The sequence below is a fragment of the Bradyrhizobium sp. USDA 376 genome, assembly GCF_054063675.1.
Genome location: NZ_JBSSGN010000001.1, coordinates 750,223 through 774,389, shown reverse-complemented (window position 1 = coordinate 774,389; position 24,167 = coordinate 750,223). Strand labels below are relative to the sequence as shown.

General features: G+C 65.3%; 28 protein-coding genes and 1 tRNA gene. 15 read left to right on the top strand and 14 right to left on the bottom strand.

What is annotated here, in order from left to right; translation table 11 throughout:
- The first annotated feature begins 43 nt into the window (after positions 1 to 43).
- The 4 genes from ACVJ19_RS03440 to ACVJ19_RS03425 all read left to right on the top strand — a co-directional run bounded on the left by ACVJ19_RS03440 (position 44) and on the right by ACVJ19_RS03425 (position 3,016).
- Positions 44 to 1,009 (top strand): NAD(P)H-dependent flavin oxidoreductase, encoded by a 966-nt coding sequence (locus tag ACVJ19_RS03440; protein ID WP_453948033.1) that lies wholly within the window; start codon positions 44 to 46, stop codon positions 1,007 to 1,009.
- Positions 1,010 to 1,165: 156 nt separating this feature from the next.
- Complete coding sequence (locus ACVJ19_RS03435; protein WP_453948032.1) at positions 1,166 to 1,414, top strand: hypothetical protein; 249 nt, start codon at positions 1,166 to 1,168, stop codon at positions 1,412 to 1,414.
- Between the two features lie 133 nt (positions 1,415 to 1,547).
- The gene (locus tag ACVJ19_RS03430) at positions 1,548 to 2,261 is read left to right on the top strand and encodes a hypothetical protein (protein WP_453948031.1); all 714 of its coding nucleotides are present in this window, start codon (positions 1,548 to 1,550) and stop codon (positions 2,259 to 2,261) included.
- Positions 2,262 to 2,350: 89 nt separating this feature from the next.
- Positions 2,351 to 3,016, top strand: a complete 666-nt coding sequence (locus ACVJ19_RS03425; RefSeq protein ID WP_453948030.1) for a hypothetical protein — start codon at positions 2,351 to 2,353, stop codon at positions 3,014 to 3,016.
- Between the two features lie 3 nt (positions 3,017 to 3,019).
- Here ACVJ19_RS03425 and ACVJ19_RS03420 read toward each other — a convergent pair whose 3' ends face one another.
- Both ACVJ19_RS03420 and ACVJ19_RS03415 read right to left on the bottom strand, forming a co-directional pair.
- Positions 3,020 to 4,600, bottom strand: coding sequence for a GMC family oxidoreductase (locus ACVJ19_RS03420; RefSeq protein ID WP_453948029.1), 1,581 nt, complete (start codon positions 4,598 to 4,600; stop codon positions 3,020 to 3,022).
- 181 nt (positions 4,601 to 4,781) lie between these two features.
- On the bottom strand, positions 4,782 to 5,006 hold the full coding sequence (locus tag ACVJ19_RS03415) for a cysteine rich repeat-containing protein (RefSeq protein ID WP_212341155.1): 225 nt from the start codon (positions 5,004 to 5,006) through the stop codon (positions 4,782 to 4,784).
- Positions 5,007 to 5,241: 235 nt separating this feature from the next.
- On the opposite strand from ACVJ19_RS03415, the gene ACVJ19_RS03410 reads away from it, so the two are divergent.
- Positions 5,242 to 5,532, top strand: a complete 291-nt coding sequence (locus ACVJ19_RS03410; protein ID WP_453948028.1) for a hypothetical protein — start codon at positions 5,242 to 5,244, stop codon at positions 5,530 to 5,532.
- 135 nt (positions 5,533 to 5,667) lie between these two features.
- On the opposite strand, the gene ACVJ19_RS03405 is transcribed toward ACVJ19_RS03410, so the two are convergent.
- The 3 genes from ACVJ19_RS03405 to ACVJ19_RS03395 form a co-directional block, all read right to left on the bottom strand.
- Positions 5,668 to 7,608 (bottom strand): sensor histidine kinase, encoded by a 1,941-nt coding sequence (locus ACVJ19_RS03405; RefSeq protein WP_453948027.1) that lies wholly within the window; start codon positions 7,606 to 7,608, stop codon positions 5,668 to 5,670.
- The gene (locus tag ACVJ19_RS03400) at positions 7,605 to 8,288 is read right to left on the bottom strand and encodes a response regulator (protein WP_211402892.1); all 684 of its coding nucleotides are present in this window, start codon (positions 8,286 to 8,288) and stop codon (positions 7,605 to 7,607) included. Before ACVJ19_RS03400 ends, ACVJ19_RS03405 begins: the two co-directional genes overlap by 4 nt.
- An 88-nt stretch (positions 8,289 to 8,376) precedes the next feature.
- Complete coding sequence (locus tag ACVJ19_RS03395) at positions 8,377 to 8,610, bottom strand: hypothetical protein (protein ID WP_453948026.1); 234 nt, start codon at positions 8,608 to 8,610, stop codon at positions 8,377 to 8,379.
- Between the two features lie 81 nt (positions 8,611 to 8,691).
- Here ACVJ19_RS03395 and ACVJ19_RS03390 point away from each other — a divergent pair, with 81 nt between their 5' ends.
- The gene (locus ACVJ19_RS03390; protein ID WP_453948025.1) at positions 8,692 to 9,195 is read left to right on the top strand and encodes a DUF6314 family protein; all 504 of its coding nucleotides are present in this window, start codon (positions 8,692 to 8,694) and stop codon (positions 9,193 to 9,195) included.
- Between the two features lie 27 nt (positions 9,196 to 9,222).
- On the opposite strand, the gene ACVJ19_RS03385 is transcribed toward ACVJ19_RS03390, so the two are convergent.
- Positions 9,223 to 9,525, bottom strand: a complete 303-nt coding sequence (locus tag ACVJ19_RS03385; RefSeq protein WP_453948024.1) for a hypothetical protein — start codon at positions 9,523 to 9,525, stop codon at positions 9,223 to 9,225.
- 193 nt (positions 9,526 to 9,718) lie between these two features.
- A tRNA-Leu gene (locus ACVJ19_RS03380) sits at positions 9,719 to 9,803 on the bottom strand.
- A 159-nt stretch (positions 9,804 to 9,962) separates the two neighbouring features.
- On the opposite strand from ACVJ19_RS03380, the gene ACVJ19_RS03375 reads away from it, so the two are divergent.
- Entirely contained in the window at positions 9,963 to 10,514 is a 552-nt protein-coding gene (locus ACVJ19_RS03375; protein WP_453948023.1) for a disulfide bond formation protein B, read from the top strand.
- Between the two features lie 115 nt (positions 10,515 to 10,629).
- Here the strand turns inward: ACVJ19_RS03375 and ACVJ19_RS03370 are convergent, their stop codons facing one another.
- Together ACVJ19_RS03370 and ACVJ19_RS03365 are read right to left on the bottom strand one after the other, a co-directional pair.
- A complete protein-coding gene (locus tag ACVJ19_RS03370) occupies positions 10,630 to 11,715 on the bottom strand; it encodes an AbrB family transcriptional regulator (protein WP_453948022.1) in 1,086 nt (361 codons plus the stop codon).
- 102 nt (positions 11,716 to 11,817) lie between these two features.
- Complete coding sequence (locus tag ACVJ19_RS03365) at positions 11,818 to 12,102, bottom strand: PsiF family protein (protein WP_453948021.1); 285 nt, start codon at positions 12,100 to 12,102, stop codon at positions 11,818 to 11,820.
- A 223-nt stretch (positions 12,103 to 12,325) separates the two neighbouring features.
- Here ACVJ19_RS03365 and ACVJ19_RS03360 point away from each other — a divergent pair, with 223 nt between their 5' ends.
- Positions 12,326 to 12,817, top strand: coding sequence for a hypothetical protein (locus tag ACVJ19_RS03360; RefSeq protein ID WP_453948020.1), 492 nt, complete (start codon positions 12,326 to 12,328; stop codon positions 12,815 to 12,817).
- 51 nt (positions 12,818 to 12,868) lie between these two features.
- Here the strand turns inward: ACVJ19_RS03360 and ACVJ19_RS03355 are convergent, their stop codons facing one another.
- Positions 12,869 to 13,417 carry a TetR/AcrR family transcriptional regulator gene (locus tag ACVJ19_RS03355; protein ID WP_453948019.1) on the bottom strand — a complete coding sequence of 183 codons (549 nt, stop codon included), beginning with the start codon at positions 13,415 to 13,417 and terminating at the stop codon, positions 12,869 to 12,871.
- A gap of 99 nt (positions 13,418 to 13,516) precedes the next feature.
- Between ACVJ19_RS03355 and ACVJ19_RS03350 the strand changes: the two genes are divergently transcribed.
- The 5 genes from ACVJ19_RS03350 to ACVJ19_RS03330 all read left to right on the top strand — a co-directional run bounded on the left by ACVJ19_RS03350 (position 13,517) and on the right by ACVJ19_RS03330 (position 16,320).
- A complete protein-coding gene (locus tag ACVJ19_RS03350; protein WP_453948018.1) occupies positions 13,517 to 13,945 on the top strand; it encodes an acyl-CoA thioesterase in 429 nt (142 codons plus the stop codon).
- A gap of 3 nt (positions 13,946 to 13,948) precedes the next feature.
- Entirely contained in the window at positions 13,949 to 14,425 is a 477-nt protein-coding gene (locus ACVJ19_RS03345) for a PaaI family thioesterase (protein WP_453948017.1), read from the top strand.
- Positions 14,426 to 14,469: 44 nt separating this feature from the next.
- Entirely contained in the window at positions 14,470 to 14,853 is a 384-nt protein-coding gene (locus ACVJ19_RS03340) for a CidA/LrgA family protein (protein ID WP_453948016.1), read from the top strand.
- Positions 14,850 to 15,569 (top strand): LrgB family protein, encoded by a 720-nt coding sequence (locus ACVJ19_RS03335; RefSeq protein ID WP_453948015.1) that lies wholly within the window; start codon positions 14,850 to 14,852, stop codon positions 15,567 to 15,569. The genes ACVJ19_RS03340 and ACVJ19_RS03335 overlap by 4 nt, the downstream gene beginning before the upstream one ends.
- 88 nt (positions 15,570 to 15,657) lie before the next feature.
- The gene (locus tag ACVJ19_RS03330; protein ID WP_453948014.1) at positions 15,658 to 16,320 is read left to right on the top strand and encodes a DsbA family protein; all 663 of its coding nucleotides are present in this window, start codon (positions 15,658 to 15,660) and stop codon (positions 16,318 to 16,320) included.
- 94 nt (positions 16,321 to 16,414) lie between these two features.
- Here the strand turns inward: ACVJ19_RS03330 and ACVJ19_RS03325 are convergent, their stop codons facing one another.
- The 4 genes from ACVJ19_RS03325 to ACVJ19_RS03310 all read right to left on the bottom strand — a co-directional run bounded on the left by ACVJ19_RS03325 (position 16,415) and on the right by ACVJ19_RS03310 (position 20,398).
- Positions 16,415 to 16,621 carry a hypothetical protein gene (locus ACVJ19_RS03325; protein ID WP_026312539.1) on the bottom strand — a complete coding sequence of 69 codons (207 nt, stop codon included), beginning with the start codon at positions 16,619 to 16,621 and terminating at the stop codon, positions 16,415 to 16,417.
- 82 nt (positions 16,622 to 16,703) lie between these two features.
- The gene (locus ACVJ19_RS03320; protein WP_453948013.1) at positions 16,704 to 17,774 is read right to left on the bottom strand and encodes a carboxylesterase family protein; all 1,071 of its coding nucleotides are present in this window, start codon (positions 17,772 to 17,774) and stop codon (positions 16,704 to 16,706) included.
- 51 nt (positions 17,775 to 17,825) lie between these two features.
- Positions 17,826 to 19,313, bottom strand: a complete 1,488-nt coding sequence (locus ACVJ19_RS03315; protein ID WP_453948012.1) for a hypothetical protein — start codon at positions 19,311 to 19,313, stop codon at positions 17,826 to 17,828.
- Positions 19,314 to 19,426: 113 nt separating this feature from the next.
- On the bottom strand, positions 19,427 to 20,398 hold the full coding sequence (locus ACVJ19_RS03310) for a S1C family serine protease (protein WP_453948011.1): 972 nt from the start codon (positions 20,396 to 20,398) through the stop codon (positions 19,427 to 19,429).
- A gap of 288 nt (positions 20,399 to 20,686) precedes the next feature.
- Between ACVJ19_RS03310 and ACVJ19_RS03305 the strand changes: the two genes are divergently transcribed.
- Both ACVJ19_RS03305 and ACVJ19_RS03300 read left to right on the top strand, forming a co-directional pair.
- Entirely contained in the window at positions 20,687 to 22,105 is a 1,419-nt protein-coding gene (locus ACVJ19_RS03305; protein WP_453948010.1) for a M20 family metallopeptidase, read from the top strand.
- Between the two features lie 262 nt (positions 22,106 to 22,367).
- Positions 22,368 to 24,158 (top strand): peptide ABC transporter substrate-binding protein, encoded by a 1,791-nt coding sequence (locus ACVJ19_RS03300; protein ID WP_453948009.1) that lies wholly within the window; start codon positions 22,368 to 22,370, stop codon positions 24,156 to 24,158.
- The last annotated feature ends 9 nt before the right edge of the window (positions 24,159 to 24,167 follow it).

Genomic DNA, 24,167 nt, shown 5'->3' with positions numbered 1-24,167 from the left:
GAATGCGGGAGGAAACGACAAAGCCCGCGCGATGGAGGCATGCGTGAGATCAGAGCGACTGCAACGTTTCGGCGATCGTCTCACCCTGCCGCTGATCGCCGCGCCGATGTTTCTGGTGTCGGGTGTCGAACTCATGGTCGCGGCCTGCCAGAGCGGTGTGATCGGCAGCTTCCCCACTGCGAATTGCCGCAGCACGGAACAACTCGATGCGTGGCTCGGCGAGATCGAAACACGGCTGCGACAGCATGAAGATCAGAGCGGCCGCAAGGCAGCGCCGCTGTGCCCGAACCTGATCGTGCACCGCTCCAATGCGCGACTGGAGCAGGATCTCGCCGTGCTGCTGCGGCACAAGCCGGAGATCGTCATCACCTCGGTCGGCTCGCCGTCGCCAGTGCTGAAGCCGCTGCACGACGCCGGTGCGCTGGTGCTGGCGGACGTTGCCTCGATCCGCCATGCCGAGCGCGCAGCGGAAGCGGGCGCCGATGGGCTGGTGTTGCTCACCGCAGGCGCGGGCGGGCAGACCGGCTGGCTCAATCCGTTCGCCTTCGTCCGCGCGGTGCGTGCGTTCTACGACGGCATCATCGTGCTCGCGGGCGGCATCAGCGATGGCCGCGCGCTGCATGCGGCCGAAGTGCTCGGCTGCGATCTCGGCTATATGGGCACAAAATTCATCGCGACGCGCGAGAGCATGGCCGATGATCGTTACAAGCGGATGCTGGTCGAGAGCAGCGCCGACGACATCCTGCTCACCACCGCGTTCACGGGCCTCCAGACCAGCATGCTGAAGCCGTCGATCGTCGCTGCGGGTCTCGATCCCGACGACCTGCCGGCGCGTGGCGCGATCGACATCGCAGAGGATATCGACGTTGCCGCGCGCGAGAGCCGGCCAAAGCGCTGGCGCGACATCTGGAGCGGCGGTCACTCGACGTCGGGCGTCACCGATGTGCTCTCGGCCAGCGATCTCGTCGCGCGGACGATCGCGGAATACCGCGAGGCAAGCGGGCGGTGAGACTCTTCGCCTCTCCCCGTGTGCGGGAAGAGGTCGGATCGCATCGTCCACAGTTAATTCGCATACCTCAAAACCACCTCATTTAACGGCGGATTAACCATCGCCCGCCAAGAATCCCTCTCAAGGCCGCCAATCAGGGACCGAGAGGGACAGGCGATGGACTTCGATTTTCTCAACACCAAGAGGGCGGCATCGCTGGACGAGATCCGCGTCCGCGTCGCCCATGCGCTGGCCCGCCACCCGCTGTGCCGCAATGTGCGCTTCGACATCGTCAGCGTCCCCCGCACCCGCCGGGGCGGCAACTGGACGGTCACGCTGCAATCGGTCGAGCCGCGCGCCGTCTGGGAGGCCTCCGAGATCGTCGCCGACATCCAGGACGCCTATGATCTGGCGGCAGCCGCTTGATTTCCTTGAGGTTTCCGGCGGTGTCGCCGCAGTCCGCGCGATTGCCGCTGCGATGGCACGGTTAAGCCTTAATTATCGCCCAGTTTCCGGGCAGTGATCACGTGGACTTGAAGTTGTGGGCGCGGAGGGACGTTTGTCCAAAGCCATCACCATCGTTGTGCTGACCTGTTTCCTCGTCCTTGGCGCCGCCACCACCGCCATCCTCGGCCGTGACAGCGTGCCCAGCGTCAGCGCTGAGATGATCACCGAACCTCCGCCCGCGAAGCCGCTTGCCACCAATCGGGCCGCCAAGGCCGATCGTCTGGTTCCGACGCTCGCTTTGGCCTCGGCCGCGATCGAGCCGGTCCAGGTCCCCGCCGACAAGCTCGCGCAGGCTCCGCTCATGACCGAGCCGCTGCGCCAGGCCTTTGCCGCCGCGACGCCGTCCGATTTCCCGATGCCAAAGGCCAATGCGCATGAGGCGCCCGCGGCGGCGGAAGTTCCCGCCGTCGAGGTCCCGGTCAAGCCGAAAGTCGCCGCCAAGCCGCAGCCGCAGAAATCCTATTCGTTGCTTTCCGACGTTCAGATTTCGGGCATCAAAGATCGCCTGAAGCTGTCGTCGTCGCAGGAATATTACTGGCCTTCCGTCGAGACTGCGCTGCGCAACGTCGCGCGCAGGATCCAGGCGAACAAGTTGTCGAATCCGAACGCGCCGCCCAGCGCCCAGATCGATCCGAATTGCGACGAGGTGCAGCAGTTGAAGTCGGCCGCGATGCCGCTGTTGTTCCAGCTGCGCGACGACCAGAAGGAAGAAGTGCGCAAGCTCGCCCGCCTCATCGGGCTCGAGAAGGTCGCGCAGCAGATCTGATACGCGCGGTTTCCTGTTTGGGGAACCGCAGCCATCAGGAACATCCGGCAATCCCCACGCGTTGCCCGCCCCAAAGAGGGAGTGGACAAATGCGCGCCTCGACAGCCTATTTCGTCGGTGCCGGAACGATTGTTGTCGCTATTGCCATTGGCCTCGGCGGCGGCATCGTCGCCGGCAACATCATGAATCCGATCGCGCCCAAGCAGGGGCCGGATACCAGCAAGATGGCGCAGCGCGCGGAAGCCGCCAGCGCATCAGCCCAGACCAATGCGCCGTCCGAGCGCGTGCAATATCTCACCGGCTCGCAGGCCTTCGGCACGATCATTGCTGCGCCGGCCCAGGCCGAAGCAAAGCCTGAAGCCGCAAAGCCCGACACGCAGACCACTCAGGCGAACGCTGAATCGCAGGCGCCGCCGTCCGCCAAGCCGGCTGACACAACGCCTCTGCAGCCTGTCAGGTCCACCGAGCAGCAACAGGCATCTACAGAGCCTGCGTCCCCGCCCGACAACGCCTATGCCAAGGCCAGGGATTCCGACCTGAAGCGTGCCGCGTCCGAGCGACGCCGAGCCGAGCGCCGCGAGCGCTGGGCGGAGCGTCACCGCTACGACTCCCGCGAGCCGCGCGGCATGCGCGACCGTACCGATTGGGACGACGTGGCACGCAACATCCGCGAAGATTCCGATACACGCGATTATGCGGGCCGACCGCGCAGCGGTTTTCCGCAGATCAGGTTGTTCGGGCCTGACGACGACTAGCGCTTAACCGAGGATCGCCGCCGCCGCGCATTCGGCAATCAGGATCGTCGGCGTCTGGATGTTGCCTGAGATCATCATCGGGATCACCGAGGCGTCGGCGACATGCAGGCCGTCGATACCGCGCACCTGCAGCCGCTGCGGATCGACGACGGCCAGATCGTCCGTGCCCATGCGGCAGGTCGAGGCGGCATGATAGAGCGTCGTGCAATGGCCGCGGATGTAGTCGGCGATCTCGGCGTCGGTTACCGCTTCCGCGCTCGGCGTGATCTCGCCCTCGATCATCTCCTTCAGCGGCGATTGCGCGGCGATGCGGCGGTTGATGCGCACGCCTTCGATCATTGTTGCGATGTCGCTGCCGCTCGCATCCGATGCGAAATAGCCAGGGTCGATCGCGGGATGTTCGATCGGATCGGCCGAGCGCAGTGTGATCCGGCCGCGGCTGTGCGGCCGTTGCAAGGTCGCATGCAGGGTGATGCCCGGCCTGGACGACAGGAAGCGGACATAGTCGCGGTGCGGGCTGATCGCGCCGTAGAGCTGCAGGTCAGGCGCGACGTCGGCGCGGCTCTTCACATGTGCGCCGGCGGCCACCCAGGGCGAGGTGCGCGGACCGCTGCGGCTGGCTTTCCACTCGGCAAGGCTTGCGGCCAGGCTCTCCTCCGTCCAGGCGCCGACGCCGATCTTCTCCCTCGTGTAGAAGGTGATGGGAATGTTGATGTGGTCCTGGAGATCCCTGCCGACGCCTGCGAGCTCGTGCACGACGTCCACGCCGACCGCCTTCAATTCGTCGGCCGGGCCGACGCCCGACAGCAGCAGTTGCTGCGCCGAGCCGATGGCGCCGGAGGCAAGCACCACCTCGGTGGTGGCGAAGGCGCTCTTCGGCTGCCCGTTCTCGAGATATTCGACGCCGATCGCGCGGGAGCGCTCGATGATGATGCGGGTGACAAGCGCGCCTGTCTTCAGCGTGAGATTGGCGCGCGCCAGCGCCGGGCGCAAATAAGCCTTGCCGGTGCCGAAACGCTCGCCGTCCTTGATGACGAACTGGAAGAAGCCTGCCCCTTCCTGGGTGGCGCCGTTGAAGTCGGGATTGTGCGGCAGCCCCGCGGCCTGCGCTGCCTCCAGCCATTTCAGCTCGTTCGGGTCGACATGGGGAACGTCCGCCACCTGCAGCGGTCCGCGCGTGCCGTGGAAGGGGTCGTCGACAAAGCGCGCATTGCTCTCGAAGGCGATGAATTTCGGCAGCACGTCGCGCCAGGCCCAGCCCACGCAGCCAGCCTTTTCCCAGCCGTCGTAGTCGGACGGCAGGCCGCGGATATAGATCATCGCGTTCATCGCACCTGAGCCGCCGATCATTTTTCCGCGCGGCCAGAAGATGCGCCGGCCGCGGCAGCCCGCTTGCGGTTCGGTGTAATAGCCCCAGTCGACCGCTGTGTTGAACATCGTCGGCCAGTCCGATGGAATGTCGGACGCGAGCGGTGCAGCCCGGCCGGCTTCCAGCACCAGAACCTTGCGATGTGGATCGGCTGACAGCCGGTTGGCCAGCACACAGCCGGCCGAGCCGGCGCCCACGATGATGGTGTCGTACATTGAGGGGCACTCCGAAGACATTCACGTCGCGGAGTGCTTGCAAGAATTGTGCTTTGGAACAGAGCGCGTCATTCCGGGATGCGTGCGCAGCACGCAGGCCCGGAATCCATTTACCCGCAGTGACCGTAGCGCGATGGATTCCGGGCTCGCGCCGTTGGCGCGCCCCGGAATGACCGCTAGGTCAACCCCCGTGCGATTCCACGACCTTGCGGCAGCCGTCCGAGAGCTTCGACTTGTTCTCGCGCAGGCAGGCGTTCATCTGCGGCGGCTTGCCGATGTGCTCGGCGCAGAACTTGCTGGCGTCACTGCGGCAGGCCATCTGCTCCTGTGGCGTCGGGCCGGATTGCGCTGCGGCGGGCAGGGCGGTGGCGGCAAGCAGCAGCGCGGCAAGAGCTGAAATCTTCATAAAGCACCTCTTTGGGATTGTCGGTGGACCCGTTCGGGATCAAGCGGGCCGGACCATCTCGCGAAGGGCAGGTGCCGGTCCATGCCATGTTCATGGCATCGGCTCGTCGCCTCGGCTGCCGCACCCCCATCTTCATGGCATGTATCCGCGCGCCGTCTTTTGCCATTCAGACTGCACGTCGGCTGCGAGACCCGGTGAATTGCATCGGGCGCCGAACGGGAAGCAGGAGAGCAAGATGTCGAAAAGAGCGGGAGCGCTGAGCGCCGGGCTGACGGTCATGGTGCTGGCGGGTGCGGCGATGGTGTCGCTGGGCGCGAGCCCGGCGCAGGCCGTGGTCTATTGCAAGACCGTCGGCGTGCCCAAGGGCTGCGTGGTGCGGCCGACGGCGGCGGTGGTGGTTGCACCGGGAGCCCCGGTTGCGGCGGCTGCGATCGCGACACCCGGTGTCGGTGCGCCCGGCGTCGGCGTACGTGCCGGCACACCGATGAATCGCGGCGGTCCGGTCAATCGTGTCGGCGTGCGCTGACGGTCTCGTTTCATTGAGTTGATTGCATCATTTCGGGCAAAGGAGCCTTGCGGACGACCCCCCATCCTCCGCAGGCAAAACACTCCGGCCCGTTCCCTCTCTCCGCGCGCCCCACACGTTCGGGGAGGGGGTTTTTCAGCCGCCGGCGGCGTCGCTGTCGGGAAAGACCTGCGGCAATTGCAGCCGCACCCGCGTGCCCGAGGCGTCCGAGCTGAGATCGAGCACCGCGCCACAGCGCGCGGCGCGGCTTCTCATGTTGCGCAAGCCCCGTGCGGTCTGGCTCGTGCCGTTGCCCGAAGGCGCAAAACCGCGGCCGTCGTCGGTCACGCTGATCACGCCATACGGTCCCCGGCCTCCGTCGAGCGTCTCGATGGTGACCGCGATGTTGCGGGCCTGCGCGTGCTTGACGGCATTGGTCACGGCCTCGTCGAGGATGCGCACGATCTGGATCACGTGCCATGGACGCAGCTCGGGATGCAGCGGCAGGCCCTGCGGCGTCGCCACGCGCCAGTCGAGCGCGATGTCGTGCGGCCGCAATTGCGCCGTCGCGCGCTCGCGCCAGGAGCCGAGCGCGAGCATGAGGTCGCCGCCGATGTCGTCCATGGAGTCGATGACGAGGCGCAGATCCTTCAGCGCGGCGCGGGCGGCGTCGGTGATGGTCGCGCCCTCATGTCCGCGCTCGGAGAGCGCGACGATGCTGACGAGCTGGCCGCCGAGGCCGTCATGAAGGTCGCGCATCAGCCTTGTGCGCTCATTGGCGAGCGCGGCCGCGCGGGCGCGCTCCTCCTCGCGGGCAAAGCTCGCCTTCAGCCGCTCCTCGGCCTCGCGCACGCGCGTCACGAGCTGGCCGGCAAAGCTGTCGACCTGGTTCAGCGCGCGGGCGAAGCGCCAGGTCAGCCCGGCGCCGATCGCGACCAGCATCGCCGAATAGGACAGCCGCGTGACGAAGATGCGCTCGTCCGGCACGATCTCGAATACCGAGAGCATGTCGTGAAACCAGCAGGTCAGCACGATCGTCACGGCGCAGCCGAAGGTGAAGCTCGCCGCATCCTGCCGCTTGATCACCGCCTTGGTCACGATGAATGCGAGCAGCATCAGGCACAGGCCGACCGTCGGCACGCCGAGAAACAGGAAGGTGATGCGCGGCACCGGCTGGCCGGCGAAAAGCCCGACGACCAGGATGATCAGGCCCGGCGCGAACAGCAGCAGGCCGTAGCGCGGCCAGCGCCAGCCGAAGAACAGCACCGCGAACACCACGACCAGCGCGCTTTCGATCGGCGCGGACGCCAGCAATATGGCGGCGAGCCGCGGATAGGGCGCCGGCGGCACCGGCGGCGGCACGAAGGCTTGCACCGCGCCGACCAGCATGCCAGCGGCCAGCACGCCATAGACCGGCTCGCGGCGCCGCATCAGCCACATGATGGCGAGGATCACGGCGAGCAGCGATTGCCAGGCGGAAAACACCACCGGCAGGGTGACGAACAGCAGCGCCCGGGTCTCGTAGGCCGGCCGCAAGCTCGCGTCCGGCCCGACATAGACGCTGTCGAGGAATCCCTTCAGCGGGCCCCATACGAACAGCCGCACCGTGAGCTGGTTCGCTCCGTCATGCAGCAGCGATGACGGGATCAGCGCGATCGCAGGCGTGTTGCGGTCGGGCCGGTTGGCCGTATCGTCGCGCCGCGAATCCATCACCACGACGCCGTTGACTGCGACCTCGACGCCATTGCTGAAACGCGGCAGGAACACCGACCATGCCGTCGCCGCGTCACCGCTCCTGAAGTTGAAAGTGCCGTTGTAGAGCGGTGGATCGCCAAGTGAATAGCGCGACGATGTGTAGTGCGGCAGCGTCACCGGCTGCGCCGCGCCGTTCTCCCGCAGGGTGAATTCGGACACGGCATAATCGTCGGGGTCGTCCGGCGGCACCAGCCGCAGCGCGAGCATGGTGCCGATCACGATCAGCGCCTGCAGCAGCAGATAGGGAATGAGCCGCGACAGCCGCAGCTGCAGCCGTGCGCGCGTCGTGACGGTCGTCCTGGCCGTGGTCTTGATGGTGGTCTTCGCCGCGATCTCGCTCACAGCTTGATCAGGCCCTGCTGCACCGCCTCGAACACCGCTTCGCTGCGCGTGTGCACCTCGAGCTTGCGATAGATGTTCTTGATGTGCCCGGGCACGGTCTGCCTGGACAGGCCGAGATGGCTCGCGATCTCGGCGTAGCTGAAGCCTTTTGCGATGCCCCAGAGGATGTCGATCTCGCGTGGGGTCAGCTTTGCCGTATTGAGCACGGGACCCGGCGACGGTTCGGCCGAGCTCTGCGCGGCACCTTGCGTCCGGCGCACGATGAAACGGGCGATCGAGGCCGAGATCGGCGAATGGCCGGCGACCAGATCGCGCACGGTGGTGGCGATATCGGTGGGGAAGGCGTCCTTGAGCAGGTAGCCGGTGGCGCCGACGGTGATCGCCGAGATCACGCTCTCCTCGTCGCCGAGCGCCGAGATCACCATGATCTCGGTGTCGGGAAAGCGCTGCCGGATCTCGCGGATCAGCTCGACGCCATGGCCGTCGGGAAGCCTGAGATCGGTGAGCAGCACGCGCGGTGCCGCCTCGGCCAGCGCGGAGCGGGCCTCTGCCAGCGTGCCGGCGCTGCGCACCTCGTAGCCGGCCTTGACCAGCGCGTCCTGGAGCCGCCAGCAGGTTGGCGCATCATCCTCGACGAGGAGGATGGTGATGGCTTCACCCGTCTCGCCCTGTTCGCTCATGTTCATGGTCCCGCACCGCGTGTCCCCCGCGGCGCGAGGCCAAGCTTAGCCGCAGCGTCAGGCGCGCGACACCCATAATCATGGGGGCCTAGAGAACGTCCACCCGCGGCGGCGGATAACGCCGCGCCAGCGCCGACAGCGGCAGATGCCGTTCGTCCGAGGGTAACTCCAGATAGGCCAGCACCAGCGGCCGCTTCCAGTCGCCGATGCCGAAATCCATCGCCATCCATTTCTGTGGCTCGGGACCTTCGAGGCCCCGGACCCAGACGAAATAGCGGGGGAGGTCGCCGGCGTCCGCATCCGTCGTGCGTCTTCTGGCCATCAAAGCTGCTCGCTGCATCACCATCCGTTGCGGTAGGATATAGGTATCGGTTCGCTGAAGTCGAACTCCCGGCTGCGGCTCATGCAGGTCCGGACCGGTTGGTTAACGCGCGGGCCTGAAGATATGAATGAAGCCACGATCGATCGCTGGGGTGAAGCCTCTGAAGTCACGAAAAAGCTGGTCGGCTCGTGGTCCTTCAACCGGGTCATCGAAGGCCAGGCCACGATGCAGGGTATCGCGACCTTCACGCCACTCGACAGGGAGCGGTTGGCCTATCGCGAGCAGGGACAACTGAAGCTCGCAAACGGCACCACGGTGCAGGCCGAACGCGAATACGTCTTCAGCAACAGCGACGGAGGATTCAAGGTCTTCTTCAAGGAAGATCCGCCGCGGCTGTTTCACGAAATTTCACTGTCCGCGTCTTCCGGAGGAGAGCTGAGCGGACATGCGCGCCATCTCTGCAGGCGCGACGAATATCGGTCGGCCTACATGTTCCTGCCGGACGGAACGTTCGTCGTCCGTCATGTGGCGTCGGGTCCAGGCAAGGACTACACGATGAACACGACCTACACGCGTCTGTCGTGATCAAGCCGGCGGGATGGCAGGGCCGCCTCACTGCCAGAGCTGGCTCTCCGCCACGCGGTTGATGTCGGCAAGCCTGCGGTCGGCGTCGCCGCGCAGATCGATGCTCGCGACCAGCGCCAGCAGGCGGTGATAGGCGCTGTCGGCGATCTCGACCGGCAACGGGGCCTCGTCATAGGCCTCGACGTAGCTGCCCACGAGGCTGCTCAACAGCCGGCACAGGCCGCGTTGGGCGGGATCGTCCCGGCCGAGCGTCTCGAGTTTCTGCTGAAATGTCCGGAAGGTTCGCAGGCCGTGGTGCTGTTCGGAAAGCCACGCGTGCAGGTCGTTCATGTGAGCTCCTTCGAGTTACGGAAGAAGCTACCGGTTTATACAGTGCGGAGGGGAGGATGGCTAGGGAGGGGGAGAGATCAGCTTTGCTGAGACAGTCCGCCTTCGCCAAGGCTTCGGCGGGACAGCCCTTGCCGCTTCGCTACGATGGCGCGGAGCTCGGCTCGCCCAGCCGTAGCTGCGAAGCAGCGAAGGCTGGTGCCCCTGGCCGGAATCGAACCAGCACTCCTTGCGGAACTCGATTTTGAGTCGAGCGCGTCTACCAGTTCCGCCACAGGGGCCCTCGGTCGGCCCCTCCAGGGAGGGCGTCGCGAAGCCGGCGGACTATAGCCATGGACAAGGCGGGGTCAACCCGCGCCAAAGTGATCCCGGTCGTTCTCGACAGCCGCATGGGCTGGAGCTAGAGGCATAGCAGCGCGACCGATCGCAAAGAGGCTGCCGTGACGACCCAGAGTGCCGCAATACCTGCGTTCAAGCCGGCGGCCACGCGCCCCGCGCTGGTCGCCTCGGTTGTGGTGACCCTGATCGCGGCAGCTACCATCGCAGGCGCCTGGTTCTTCCAGCTCGTGCTGGAAATGCTGCCCTGTCCGCTGTGCCTGGAGCAGCGCTACGCCTATTACCTCGCGATCCCGGTCGGGGCGCTGACGGCGCTTGCGGCGCGCGCCGGCGCGCCGCGGCCGCTGCTGCTCGCAGGCCTCGCGATCCTCGCGCTGGCGACCCTCGCCAACGCCGGCCTCGGCACCTACCACTCCGGCGTCGAATGGGGGTTCTGGAAGGGCCCGACCGATTGCTCCGGTCCCGTCGTCAATCTCGGCAGCGCCGCTGATCTGCTGTCGAAGCTCGACACGGTGAAGGTGGTGCGCTGCGACGAGGTGCAGTGGCGCTTCCTGGGCCTCTCGCTCGCCGGCTACAACGCGCTGATCTCGCTCCTGATGGCCGCGATCGCCGCGTGGGGATTTGCGCGGACGGCGAAGCGCTCGCAACTGCCGTAGGGTGGGCAAAGGCGCGCTCTTCGCGCGCCGTGCCCACCATTCTTGGTGATATCGCTGAAGCATGGTGGGCACGGCGCTAACGCGCCTTTGCCCACCCTACGAGAGCAGTGCTCGCTCAATCATCCACATCGTCCTGCGTGCGTCCGAACAGGTGCACGATGCCCGGCGTTGCGATCGTGACGAACACGAAACGCGACAGATGATGGGCGCCGACGAAGATCGGGTCGATATGCAGCGTCAGGGCCAGGGCCAGCATCGCGTCCATGGCCCCCGGCGCGAAGGCGACGACGACGTCGGAGAACTTCACCTGCGTGGTGAGCGCGACGATGCCGACGAAGATCGCGGAGACGGCGATGGCCACGGCGAACGAGCCCAGCGCCGCATTGATGTGGCCGGCGAGCGTCTTGATCCGCATCCGCGCGAAACGGCTGCCGATCAGCGCGCCAATGCCGACCAGCGCCACGCCGCGCACCCAATCCGGCAATCCGCCCTCGACCCAGCCCGCGCCATGCAGCACGCTGGAGCCGATCATGGCGCCGAACATCCAGCTTGCCGGAAACTTGACCAGCCGCAGCAGGAGCGCCGCAGCCAGCGAGGCCGCGACCAGCTCCAGGAGGCCGAGCGGCGAGGCGATCGTCGTCGTCAGCGACGGGGCGGCCGAAGGCGCGACGCCCGCGAGTGCCAGCACCATCGGCAGCGCGGCGGTGAGGATGATGACGCGCATGGTCTGCACCACCGCGATGCCGGGCAGGTCGGCGCCCCGCTCGACGGCCAGAATCGTGATCTGCGACAGCGCGCCGGGGCTGCCGGCGAGGAAGGCCGAGGTGCGGTCCCAGCCATGGATGCGCTGGAGGTAGTAGCTCGAGCCAAAGGTCGAGCAGAAAGTGGCGAGCGCGAGCAGCCCGATGGTGAGGGGATAGGCGCTGACCTGCTGGATCAAATGGCGCGAGACGACCGAGCCCAGCGAGATGCCGAGCAGCACGAGCACGGTCTGGGTCAGGATCGGCGGCAGCGTCAGCTGACGGCCGGCGATTGCGGCGATCCCGACCGCGATCATCGAGCCCGAGATCAATCCGCCGGGAAGGCCCGCGAAGAGAAATACGAGACCGCCGGCGGTGCCGATGGCGAGCGTCTCCACCGTGCTCAGGATCTTGGCACGGCTCGGCCATTCGAACGGCAGGGAGGCGGTGATTTGCTTCACGCCACCTTATCGCAAATCAGTGAGAGGCGCACAATTGCGGCTACGTCATGCCGCAATGCGCGACGCCTCTCCCTGATGATCGCGAACCGTATTGTGACGGATTTACTTCTTGTCGGCGGCAGGGGCAGCGGGCGCAGCGGTGCCGGCCTTCGCTTCCTTCATGCACTCGCGGCGAAATTTCTTGCGCTCCTTGCCCTTCAGTCCCTTGGCGTCCGCCTGCTTGGAGCATTCGAGCGACTCGGCCGAACGCTCCTTCGGCGCCGCCTTCTTGTCGGCGGTGGCAGCGGCATCGGTCTTGGCGGCCGGCGCGGTGGCCTGCGCGAAGGCGGTGCCGGAGGCGAGCAGGGAAACCAGGACGGCGGCGGCGAGGCGAGAGGCGAGGGTCATGATGTTGCACTCTTCTTGCGAGAATTGCGAAGGGCTGGAACGTCGGCTTGCGATGCTGAACGCGACATGAATGATTTGAACGGTGCGATCACTATATTTTTGCGGCGAAAGCCATCGCTTCCTTGTCGCGGGCCGGCGGCACGCTAGGATAGCAATCCTCGTTTCACTTCCCCCAAGGGAAGCTCAAGGGAAGCTCAAGGGAAGACCAAGGAGGAGATCAGGGATGACCAATCAGACAAAACTGCTGTGTGCGATTGTGGCGTCGGGTGTCGTGGCATTGATGGCCGCCGCACCGGCGCAGGCGCTGACTTCGCAGGAGTGCAGCGCGAAATATCAGGCAGCCAAGAAGGACGGCTCGCTCGGCACCATGAAGTGGAACGACTTCCGCAAGGCCCAGTGTGGTGCCGATGCGACGCCTGCTGCCGCGCCGACCGCGGCTGCTCCAGCCGCACCTGCCGCTCCGGCCGAACCGAAGCAGGCCAAGAAGGAGGCGGCTCCCGCTGCGGCGCCGAGCCTGCCGGCCGGTCCCGCGATCTATCCGAACGCGGTCGACCCGAAATACGCCAAGGAGCCCGCCGGCAAGGCGCGCCTGCACACCTGCGTCGACCAGTACAATGCCAACAAGACCACCAATGGCAATGGCGGCTTGAAGTGGATCCAGAAGGGCGGCGGCTATTACAGCGAATGCACCAAGAAGCTGAAGGGCGCCGCCTGAGCTTCGACGTAACGGGATGCGATGGCCGGAGCAAAGCTCCGGCCATCTTGCTTAGTCGAGCAGCTTCTCGGCCGACTTCGCCACGAGCTGCGAACGCTTGCGCGGACCGCGCTCGACGAACAGCAGGCTCTGGCCGAAGATGAAGCAATAAAACAGGAAGGCCTGCGCCTCGGCAGCCTCGGCGTCGAGGCCGGTCGCGCGATAGAGCTCGGCAACGTGCTTGAGCCGCGCTGCATCCACGCTCGCCACTGCCGCGGCGGCGGTCTCGTCCGAGCGGGCCCATTGCCGGATCGCAAGCTCGATCGCCATTCCCTCCGGATTGAGCCGCTCGGAATAGAGCTGGATCATGGCCTTCAGCCGTTCGCGGGGCGCTTCGCCATCGAGGCTCGTCTGCTGCGCGATCGACGCCGCGCGCCCCTCGCGCCAGCGTTCCAGCATGGCCTCGAGCAGCGCGGCGCGATCGGCGAAGCGGCGATAGAAGCCGCCCTTGGTGACGCCGAGATTCTTGGCGAGCACCTCGACCCTGACACCCTCGACCCCCGAGCGGGCGAGCTCGGCGAACCCCGCCTCGACCCAGACATCGCCCTTGCCGTCGCTCATGAAGGAAGCCTCACCGGTTCTTGATACGGTGCCGTATTGCTAACGTAGAACAGGCCTGATACGCTACCGTATCAAAAATCAAAGGGCAGGAGGATGGCGATGGAGCGGGAGGCGACCTATCGCGGTACGGTTTATCCGTGGCAATGCGACCATGTCGGCCACATGAATATCATGTGGTATGTCGGCAAGTTCGACGAGGCCAACTGGAATCTGTTCGCCCGCCTCGGCCTGACGCCGAGTTACCTGCGCAGCTCGGGTCGCGGCATGGCCGCGGTCCAGCAGAACATCGCCTACAAGCGCGAGCTGCTCGCCGGCGACATCGTCGAGATCCGCAGTCACCTGCTCGAGGTCGGCGACAAGTCGATCCGCTTCCGGCACGATATGAGGAACGCCGAGAGCGGGGAGATCGCCGCGACCTGCGAGATCACGGGCGTGCATCTGGACCGTCAGCTCCGCAAGTCCGCGCCGTTCGCCGATGCCATCCGAGAAGCGGCCTTGAGGCATCTTGCCGAACCAGCCGAGGTCTGAACCATGGCCGCCTTCGAGCCGAAAAACCCGGGCTATCGCGCGGCTTCTATCGCCATGTTCGATCGCCAGCCGGCAATGCGCACGCTCGGCATCGTGATCGTCCGTCTCGCGCCGGGCGAGGTCGAGTTGGCGATGCTGCATGCGCCGGCCTTCACACAGCAGAACGGTTTCATCCATGCCGGCATCATCACGGCCGGGCTCGACAACGCCTGCGGCGTTGCGGCCTTCAGCTTGATGCCGCCGGAGGCCGATATTCTCACCGTCGAATTCAAGACCACGCTGCTCGCGCCCGCCCGCGGCGAGCGTTTCGTCTTCAAGGCCGAGGTGGTCAAGCCCGGCCGTACACTCACCTTCTGCGAGGCAAATGCCTTCGCCGAGCATGACGGCAAGACCACGCTGATCGCCACGATGACCGGGACATTGATGGCGATGCTGCCTCGCATTGCGACTTCGCATGAACCGCGCGCGTCCCGCGCATAGCGGCGATTGACAAGCCTGTCGGCGCGTCCCTTGATGCGAACGCCATGCTTGCAAGTCTCGGTCTCATCCTGCTCTGCCAGTTGATCGGCGAAGCCGTCGTGCGCGGCCTCGGCCTGCCATTGCCGGGACCCGTGCTCGGATTGCTGCTGCTCCTGATCCTGTTGCTCGCCCGCGACCGCTTCGCGCTGCTTGCGCGCGGGCCGCTGCGCGATGGCGGCATCGAGACGGCGAGCAAGGGCCTTCTGGCCCATCTCTCGCTGCTCTTCGTGCCGGCCGGCGTCGGCGTCGTGCAGAAGCTCGACATCCTCGCCTCTCACGGCATCGCCATCGTCGTCGTGCTCGCGCTGTCCGTGGTCGTCACGCTGCTTGCGACCGTGCTGACCTTCCGCCTCGTCAGCCGGCTGTTGAGGCAACAGGACGCGCGATGAACGACAACCCGTTCTCGCTCTGGGTCTATCTCTCGCAGTCACCGCTGCTGTGGCTGACCGTGACCCTGCTGGTCTATGCAAGCACGGATGCGGTGTCGCTGGCGACGCGGCGCCATCCGCTCGCCAATCCCGTGCTGCATGCGACGTGGATCATCGGTGCGTTCCTGCTCCTGACCGGCACCTCCTACACGACCTATTTCGCCGGCGCGCAGTTCGTGCACTTCCTGCTGGGACCGGCGACCGTTGCCCTTGCCGTACCGCTCTACGAGAACCGCAAGCGCGTGGTCACGTCGATCGTGCCGATGCTGGTGGCGCTGATCGCAGGCTCGGTCACGGCGGTGTCGGTGGTGCTGCTGGCCGAACTTGCCGGACTGCCGCGCGATGTCGTGCTGTCGCTGGCGCCGAAATCCGTCACCGCCGGCGTCGCCATGGGCATCGCCGAATCACTGCATGCCGATCCTTCGCTGGCGGCGGTCGCCGTGATCCTCACCGGCATCATGGGCGCGATCATCGTGACGCCGCTGATGAACCGCACCGGCATCACCGATTACCGGGCCCGCGGCTTTGCTGCGGGTCTTGCCGCGCACGGCATCGGCACGGCGCGGGCGTTCCAGGTCGACGAGATCGCCGGCGTCTTCTCCGGCATCGCCATGAGTCTCAACGCATTGGTGACCTCGTTCCTGGTCCCCTTGGCGATCACGCTGCTGGTGCGATGACATCGTCGCCGTGACACTCTATATGGTCGGTAACAATTCCCGGTCCTAAGCCGTATTTGCCGAAGATGGGACCGAAACGGGACGAGATATGACTGGATTTGGGAATAAGGGCCGCCTGGTGCCGACCCGGCGCGCGGCGCTGACGCTGATCGGGGCCGGCGCCCTCGCGGCGGGCCGCATCACCTCGGCGATGGCAGACGCCACCGACGACGAGGTGCTCACCGAAACCAAGGTGCTGCGCGATCCCGATACGCCCGTCGCCGGCAATCCCGACGGCAACATTACGATCGTCGAATGGTCCGACTACAATTGTCCCTATTGCCGCAAGCTCGAGCCTGAGCTGCGCCAGGTGGTCCAGGACGACGGCAAGGTGAGGCTGGTGATGAAGGACTGGCCCATCCTCGGGCCGGTCTCCGTCACGGCAGCGCGCACCGCGCTCGCGGCCAAATTCCAGGACAAGTACCATCAGGCCCATGACGCCATGATGGGCGTCTCTTCGCGCCTGACCGAGCCGCGCATCAACGAGCTGCTCGCGGCCGCCGGCGTCGACATGGACCGGTTGAAGCGCGATCTCACCGGCCATGCCAAGGACATCGACGCCATCCTCAAGCGCAACAACGAGCAGGCCGAGGCTTTTGGTTTCCGCGGCACCCCGTCCTTCATCGTCGGCAAGTACCGTGTGCCCGGCGTGCTCAGCATGACCGAGTTCGAGCAGGTCATCGCCGATGCCCGCAAAGCCAAGATGAACTGACGCGCATCGTTGATCGCAGCCAACATGAAGGCGCCGCCGCGGACCCGCGACGGCGCCTTGTTCATGTCGCTCGGACGAGATTACTTGGACGAGATCACTTGGACGAGATCCGGACCCAGTCCTTGTGCGCGCGATCGCGCAGCGCATCCCAATCGGCCTTCGCGACATCCCAGTTCACGATGGTGCGATTAGTGGTCGCGACCTCGCCATTGGCGACCGACGAGGTCTGCATGGAGTCGTAGACGTAGACGCCGCCCGCAAGCAGCAGCGCGCCCAGGATCATTCCGAAAAAAGTTCTCATAGCAAGCCTCCGGTGTCGCGCCGATAACGTCGGCACGGCGCGATGGTTCCGCGGCCATGCGGCGCATCTAAGGAGAGGTTGTTCATTTTCCATTCAGCCATTGCACCAGCTCCGCGTTGATCTCGCGCGGATAGGTGTGGCTGAGGTCGTCGATCTCGCGGTAGGTGACGTCAGCGCCGGCGGCGGAGAGCGCGGCCTGGGTCTGCCGCGCGGTCTGCACCGGAAACATCCAGTCGAGCTTGCCGTGGGTGATGAACATGGGCAGGCCCCGCATTCGGTCGGCGTCGGCCATCTCCGCCATCAGCGGATGGAAGGTCGCTGACACCGGCGCAAGATGGGTGAAGGGTGAGGCGCCGTCGAGGCCGGTGACATAGCAGAAGGTGCCGCCATCGCTCATGCCGGTCAGCAGCATGCGCGAGGCGTCGATGGTCCAGCGGCTGCGCACCGTCTCGAGGATGCGCATCAGGTTGGGCGTATCGGCGTCGTCACCCATCAGTGCCCAGGTCGGACCGGTCGCTGTTGGCGCCACCAGGATCGCGCCAAGACTGCGCGCGTCGCGCAGCCAGCTCCACAGGAAGCCGCGGCCGTTGCCGCTGCCGCCATGCAGCGCCATCACCAGCGGCATGGCACGATCAGGCGTGTAATATTCGGGGACATAGACCGAGAAGCCGCCGCGGCTGCCGGGCTCGTTGTGGTCGTGGAAGATGCCGGTATCTTCGCTCGCGCCGGCTTCGAGCCGCGACAACAGGTCCGCATTGTCGCGATTGGCAGCGTTGAGAAAGAAGCTGCTCACCGGTGGAAACTGTGCAGCCAGCGGATAAAGCGCCTCCTGCGCGCGCGGTACATGGCGCAGCGCGCGAAACACGGCGACGAGATCGCCATTGCCGCGCTCGACATCGCGGATGCCGGCAAAGGCGGCGAGCGTCTCGTTGCAGCCGCGGTCGAGTCGTTCGCGCAGGCCGGCGAATTGCTCCGGCCATTCGCCGATCGCGGCGTGTGATGCCCGCAGCGTCTCGTCCGGCGTGCCGATCGCGTTCATCACTGACGCGAAGGCCGGCGGATGCAAATGCCGCGCGAAGAAGCCGAGTCCTTCAAGCGCATTGAGCAGCGGCGGCAGTACGGCCACGATGTCGTCGATGACGATCTCGGTCATTGCTCCTCCGTCGCCCGCACCGCCGGTCCGGTCGGGAGCGGAGCGCGGGGCCTACTTCTTCGCGTACTTGTTCTCTTGGGTCTTAAATCCCAGGTAGGTCGAATTAACAATGCCCATCAGCAACAGAAGGTTCGTGTCGAACTCGACGAAGATGAAATTGGCGACGACGTTCCAGGTGAAGATGATGGCGAGGATGGCGGTCCAGCCAATCATCTGGATCCTGTGCAATTTGGGTCCGTCTTCATCTGACAGCAGGTCGGTCCAGAAGCCTTGTGACTTGAACCTCTCTCTCGGGTTCTTGGGATCATCGTCCCTGTCCAGGATAACGGCCGCCAGTCCGGTCACGCTGTTGATGCCAAGGAGGATGAGGATCGCTTCGGTGATGACGTTTCGATAGATCCCCAACGTGAGCCAGATGAAGATGAAACCCGCCGTCGATAGCCAGAGCCACAACGCCATCTGGGTGCGGCCGAGGCTGAACGTCCCCCCGGCTTCGTTCTTCGTTGTGCTGTCTCGGCAGGTCTGCAACGCTGCATTGGCGTCGTTCGCGGCCGCGGTCAGATCTGCATCGCCTGGTGCCTGTGCCAATGCGGCCTTCGCGATCTTGACCCTCTGCTCGGCGATCTGAAGGTAGGTGAGCGAATGATCGCGCAGAATGCTCGACTGGGCCGCAAAGATGGCGAACCCCGCAAAGAGCAGCGCCACCGAGGTGGCGCCTAGGGCGAGAAGTCGTGTCCAATACAGCCGAAAATCGATCGTCCCTTTATCCTCAGCTTCGGGTGAGTTGCTCTGTGATCGTGATAGCCCGATTTTGAGCGTCATCAATCCGGAGTTTGTCTTGCTTGCGACCAAGGAGCGCCAGAACTTGGCGGCGTCGGATGCCGCATCCGGCGTCTCTCCGAGCTCGAAGGCGAGAGCCTGCGCTGTCGGCGTGGATGACGCCCTGAGCGTCATTGGTGAACGGCGTCCGTTCAGGAACAACGTAACCTCGACTGTAGGTCGCGGCTGATTTTGTGCGGCCTTGGCGGCAGCCAGGTCAACGTTGGCTGCCTCGATCTTCTTCTGAATCTCGGGTTTGGTCTTATCATCGGCGCCATCGAGCTGCTTCTTCAGCTCCGCGATCTTTTTCTCGTCGTCGTCGACATCTTTCTTCAGCTTGTTTTCGCCAGCCTGTGACGCGACGCCGGCGACGACGACGCAGAGCCGGCTGCCGAACGTCACCGTGCGGGGAAAGACATTCACGACGCGAAGTTTGCCGTTAGCGTCGTCGGGCTCCGCGAGTGTTATCACACGGGGATCCTTTGGGTCTTTCAGAGCGGCGTTTTCAATCGTGCAGAAATCGTCCGCAGGGGCTTGAGCGGCCGTTCCGGACCTCAGCCAAGATAGGTCGAACGCAATACCCGCCAGGCAAAGTGCAAGCGCGACAACACCGAGTAGCGTCAGAATAGCAGCGATCGTCCGGGCGGGCCCGCGCAGCATGGTAATCACCCCAAAATAATGTCTTTGAAAAATAAAAACGTGCGGAGTTGCAGCTTGCAATGGAACATCCTAAAATTGCAAGCGCCCATTCGCCGCAGTCAGCCCGCCCTGCGGGCTGCGCGGAAATTGTCGACGCGGGCTTGTTGGTGCGGTGCGGCTCGCTCTTGCCGGCCTCAGTGCAGCTTCGGCGCCTTCAAAAGCTTGAAGCGGTCGGTCGAGGTCACCGTGACGTCGAACGTCACGCCTTCATGGTGCACGGTCAGCGGCACGTCGACGCCGGCGGCGCCGAGCGCCCACATCTTTCTGTAGAAGGCGGTCTGGCTCGTGACCTTGTCGCCGTTGACGGCGAGGATGACGTCGCCGGTCTTGAGCTCGGCGCGCGCGGCCGGGCCGTTGGCGGAGATCCCGATCACCACCACACGGTTGTCGATCTCGGTCGAGTAGAGCCCGAGCCAGGGCCGGGACGGCTTGTTGACGCGGCCGAACTTGCGCAAGTCCTCCAGGATCGGCTTCAAGAGGTCGATCGGCACGATCATGTTGACGTGCTCGGCCTTGCCGTCGCGCTCACGCTCGAGCTGGAGCGAGCCGATGCCGATCAGCTCGCCGCGCTCGTTGAGCAAGCCGGTGCCGCCCCAGTTCGGGTGTGCGGGATAGGTGAAGACGGCTTCATCCAGGAGATATTCCCAGTAGCCGGCGAATTCCTGCTTGGCCACGATCTGGCTTGCAACCGATCGCGTGCGGCCGCCGGCGCCGCCGACCACGACGCGGTCGCCGATGCGGGTATCGGCCGAGTTGCCGAGCGGCAGGGGCTCGACGTCGAGCTCACCGAGTGCCTGCACGAGCCCGAAGCCGGTGACGGAATCGAATCCAAGCGCATGCCCCTCGACGACGCGTCCGTCGGCGAGGTGCAGCCACACCGATTCCGCCTCGGTGATGAGATAGCCAATGGTCAGCACCAGCCCGTCGTCGATCACGACGCCGTTGCCGGCGCGTTCGGTGCCCAGCGTCTCGGCGCTGAATGCGTCCGGCGGGACGATGGCGTGCAGGCCGACGACGGAAGCGAGCGCGCGGTCGAGATCGAATCCGTAATCGCTCGCACGCGGCTGATTGGCCGGCGGCACTCTCCATTCGGTCAGGGCGGGCATGGAGTTCTCCTGGCTGAGTGCATCGCGCCGCCGTTGGCGCGGGACGACGTGCGAAGCACGGATAATTTAGGCCGGAGAGGGCCGTCTTGAAAGCCTCGCTCCTCAACAATTCCGGAGAACACCGCATGAAATCTTTGAAACGCACGGAAACGCCTCGTGCACAGGAGGCGGGCAACCGTGCGATCCGGCACCGGCCGCATGGCTGCTGTCCGGCGAGGCGCTAGGCGGGCTGCAATGAAGCTGCTAACCATTGCCGCTTCGTTTGACCAAGGGATCACGGACCGAAGCATGGATAACCGCAGCGACATCTGGCGTGGCATCGACACGATCAAGGCGCGTTTCATCGACCTCAGCGACAAGGTCTGGGGCACGCCCGAGGTGTGCTACACCGAGGCGCGGTCCGCCGCCGAACATCTCGCCGAGCTGCGTCATCAGGGCTTCCGTATCACCGAGAACGTCGCCGGCATCCCGACCGCGCTGATGGGGGAATGGGGCGAGGGCGGACCGGTTATCGCCTTCATGGGTGAATACGATGCGCTGCCTGGCCTCAGCCAGGAGGCGGGCGTTGCGGAACACCGTCCGATCGAAGCCGGCGGCCATGGCCATGGCTGCGGTCACAACCTGCTTGGCTCCGCCGCGCTGCTCGCCGCCACCGCCGTGAAGGACTGGCTCGCCGAGAACAAGGTGCCCGGCCGCGTGCGCTATTACGGCTGCCCGGCCGAAGAAGGCGGCGCGGCAAAGGCCTTCATGGTGCGCTCCGGCGCGTTCGAGGACGCCGACATCGCCATCACCTGGCATCCGCACAGCTTCTGGGAAGTGGCGGTGACGCCGTCGCTCGCGAACACCCGCGCCGACTTCACCTTCACCGGCCGCACCTCGCATGCGGCGGCCTCGCCGCATCTCGGCCGTTCCGCGCTCGATGCGGTGGAACTGATGAATGTCGGCGTGAACTACATGCGCGAGCACATGCCGAGCGATGCGCGCGTGCACTACGCGCTGCTCGATACCGGCGGCATCGCGCCCAACGTGGTGCAGGCGCATGCGCGGGTGCGCTACTCGATCCGCGCCCGCGATCTTCCCGGCATGAACGAGCTGGTCGAACGCGTGTCCAAGATCGCGCAGGGGGCTGCGCTGATGACCGAGACCAAGGTCGAGATGAAGATCATCTCCGCGGTCTCCAACATCCTGCCGAACGCGCCGCTCGAGCAGGCGCTGCATCGGGTCATGGAAGAGCTCGGACCGCCGCATTTCGACGATGCGGACAAGGGCTTTGCCACCCAGATCCGCGCGACGCTGAGCGACAAGGACATCTCCTCGGTCTACTACGCGATCGGCATGGAGCCGACCGATCGGCCGCTGGCCGACTTCCTGGTGCCGCTCGATGCCAAGCGCAACCCGCTCGTCGGCTCGACCGACGTCGGCGACGTCAGCTGGGTGGTGCCGACCGTGCAGGTTCACGCACCCACGGTTGCAATCGGCACACCCTTCCACACCTGGCAGGTGGTGGCGCAGGGCAAGAGCGCGCACGCGCACAAGGCCATGGTGCAGGCGGCCAAGGCGATGGCCGGGCTCGGCATTAAGGCGCTGACGGATCCCGAACTGATCAAGGCCGCCAAAGCCGACCTTCAGAAGCGCACGGCCAAGACACCTTACGTCTGTCCGCTGCCGGACCACGTCGCGCCCCCGCTCGATATGTCCGTGGCGTAGAATTCCGTCTCGATACTTCGTCTGATCGGGCGAACAAATTTTCCGCAGTGCAGCGCGGTTTCCGGCGCGTTTCGGCGCCGGATTGCCGAACGCTTGGGCTGCGGAACAAGGTTTTGCCCAACGGACAGCCAGAAGACCGTTTGCATACACACGGTCCCAGTTGACGTGCCCCCTAATCGGTGTGCCATCTACCGCCAGCCAAACCCGGCGGTCGCGTCGTGCGGCCGCCTGCATCCATACGGGAACCAGACGGGGGACAACCATGCTGGATAAAGAACTGCGTTCGATGATCGGTCAGGTGAAGGACGGGCGGATGGATCGCCGCGCCTTCATCAAGCGCCTCGCCGCGGTCGGTCTCACCGCCCCCCTGGCCAACCAGATCCTGGCGCTTGGCGGCGTCGCCATGGCCGAGGGTGCTTCCACCTACAAGCCGACCAAGCGCGGCGGCGGCGGTGCGCTGAAGCTGCTGTGGTGGCAGGGCCCGACCCTGCTCAACCCGCACTTCGCCACCGGCACCAAGGACCAGGACGGCTCGCGCCTTTTCTACGAGCCGCTCGCCTGCTGGGATCCGGACGGCAACATGAAGCTGGTTCTGGCGTCCGAAATTCCCTCGACCCAGAACGGCCTGCTCGCCGCCGACGGCAAGTCGGTGACGTGGAAGCTGAAGCCCGGCGTGAAGTGGCATGACGGCAAGCCGTTCTCCGCCGACGACGTCGTCTTCACCTGGGAGTACATCATCGATCCCGCGACGGCCGCCGTCACCGTGGCGACCTATCGTGACATCACGGTCGAGAAGGTGGACGACCTGACGGTCCGTCTCACCTTCAAGAAGCCGACGCCGTTCTGGGCGGATGCCTTCGTCGGCGCAACCGGACAGGTTCTGCCCAAGCACCTGTTCGCCGAGTACAAGGGCTCCAGGTCGCGCGAAGCGCCGAACAACCTCGCGCCCGTCGGCACCGGCCCCTACAAATTCATCGAGTTCAAGCCCGGCGATCTCATCCGCGGTGAGATCAACAAAGACTATCACATGCCGAACCGGCCCTATTTCGACACGCTTGAGATGAAGGGCGGCGGCGACGCCGTCTCGGCGGCGCGTGCGGTGATCCAGACCGGCGAGTATGATTTCGGCTGGAACATCCAGGTCGAGGACGACGTGCTGTTGCGCCTGGAGAAGGGCGGCAAGGGCAAGACCATCTACGCCGTCGGCGGCGACACCGAGTTCATCGCGCTCAACTTCACCGATCCCAACACCGAGGTCGACGGCGAACGCTCCTCGATGAAGACCAAGCATCCGCTGTTCTCCGATCCCGCCGTGCGTAAGGCGCTGTCGCTGCTAGTCGATCGTGATTCCATCAAGAAGGCGATCTACGGCCGCGCCGGCCGCACCACCGCGAACTTCCTCAACGGTCCGGAAAAGTTCGTCTCCAAGAACACCTCCTGGGAGTTCAGTGTCGAGAAGGCCTCGAAGATTCTGGACGATGCCGGCTGGAAGCCGGGCGCGGACGGCATCCGCGAGAAGGACGGCAAGAAGCTCAAGCTGCTGTACCAGACCTCGATCAACGGCCCGCGTCAGAAGACGCAGGCGATCGTCAAGCAGGCCTGCCAGAAGGCGGGCATCGACGTCGAGCTGAAGTCGGTCGTGGCCTCGGTGTTCTTCTCGTCGGACGTCGCCAATCCCGACACCTACGCGAAGTTCTATGCCGACATCGAGATGTTCCAGATCCCGATGAGCCAGCCGGATCCGGCCCAGCACATGCGCCGCTATCATTCGAGCAATGTTGCCACCAAGGAGAACAAGTGGCAGGGCACGAACTACCCGCGCTTTGTCAACAAGGACTACGACGCAGCGATCGACGCTGCGGACGGCGAGATGGATCCGGTCAAGCGCGTGGCGCTCTACATCAAGGCCAACGACATCCTGTTCCAGGAGACCGTTTTCATTCCGGCGCAGCACCGGCTCAAGGTGGAAGCGGCCTCGAACACGCTCCGCCCGGTGATCTCGGGCTGGGCCAACGAAACCGACAATCTGTTCGACTGGTACCGCGAGGAATGATCCCCCAGC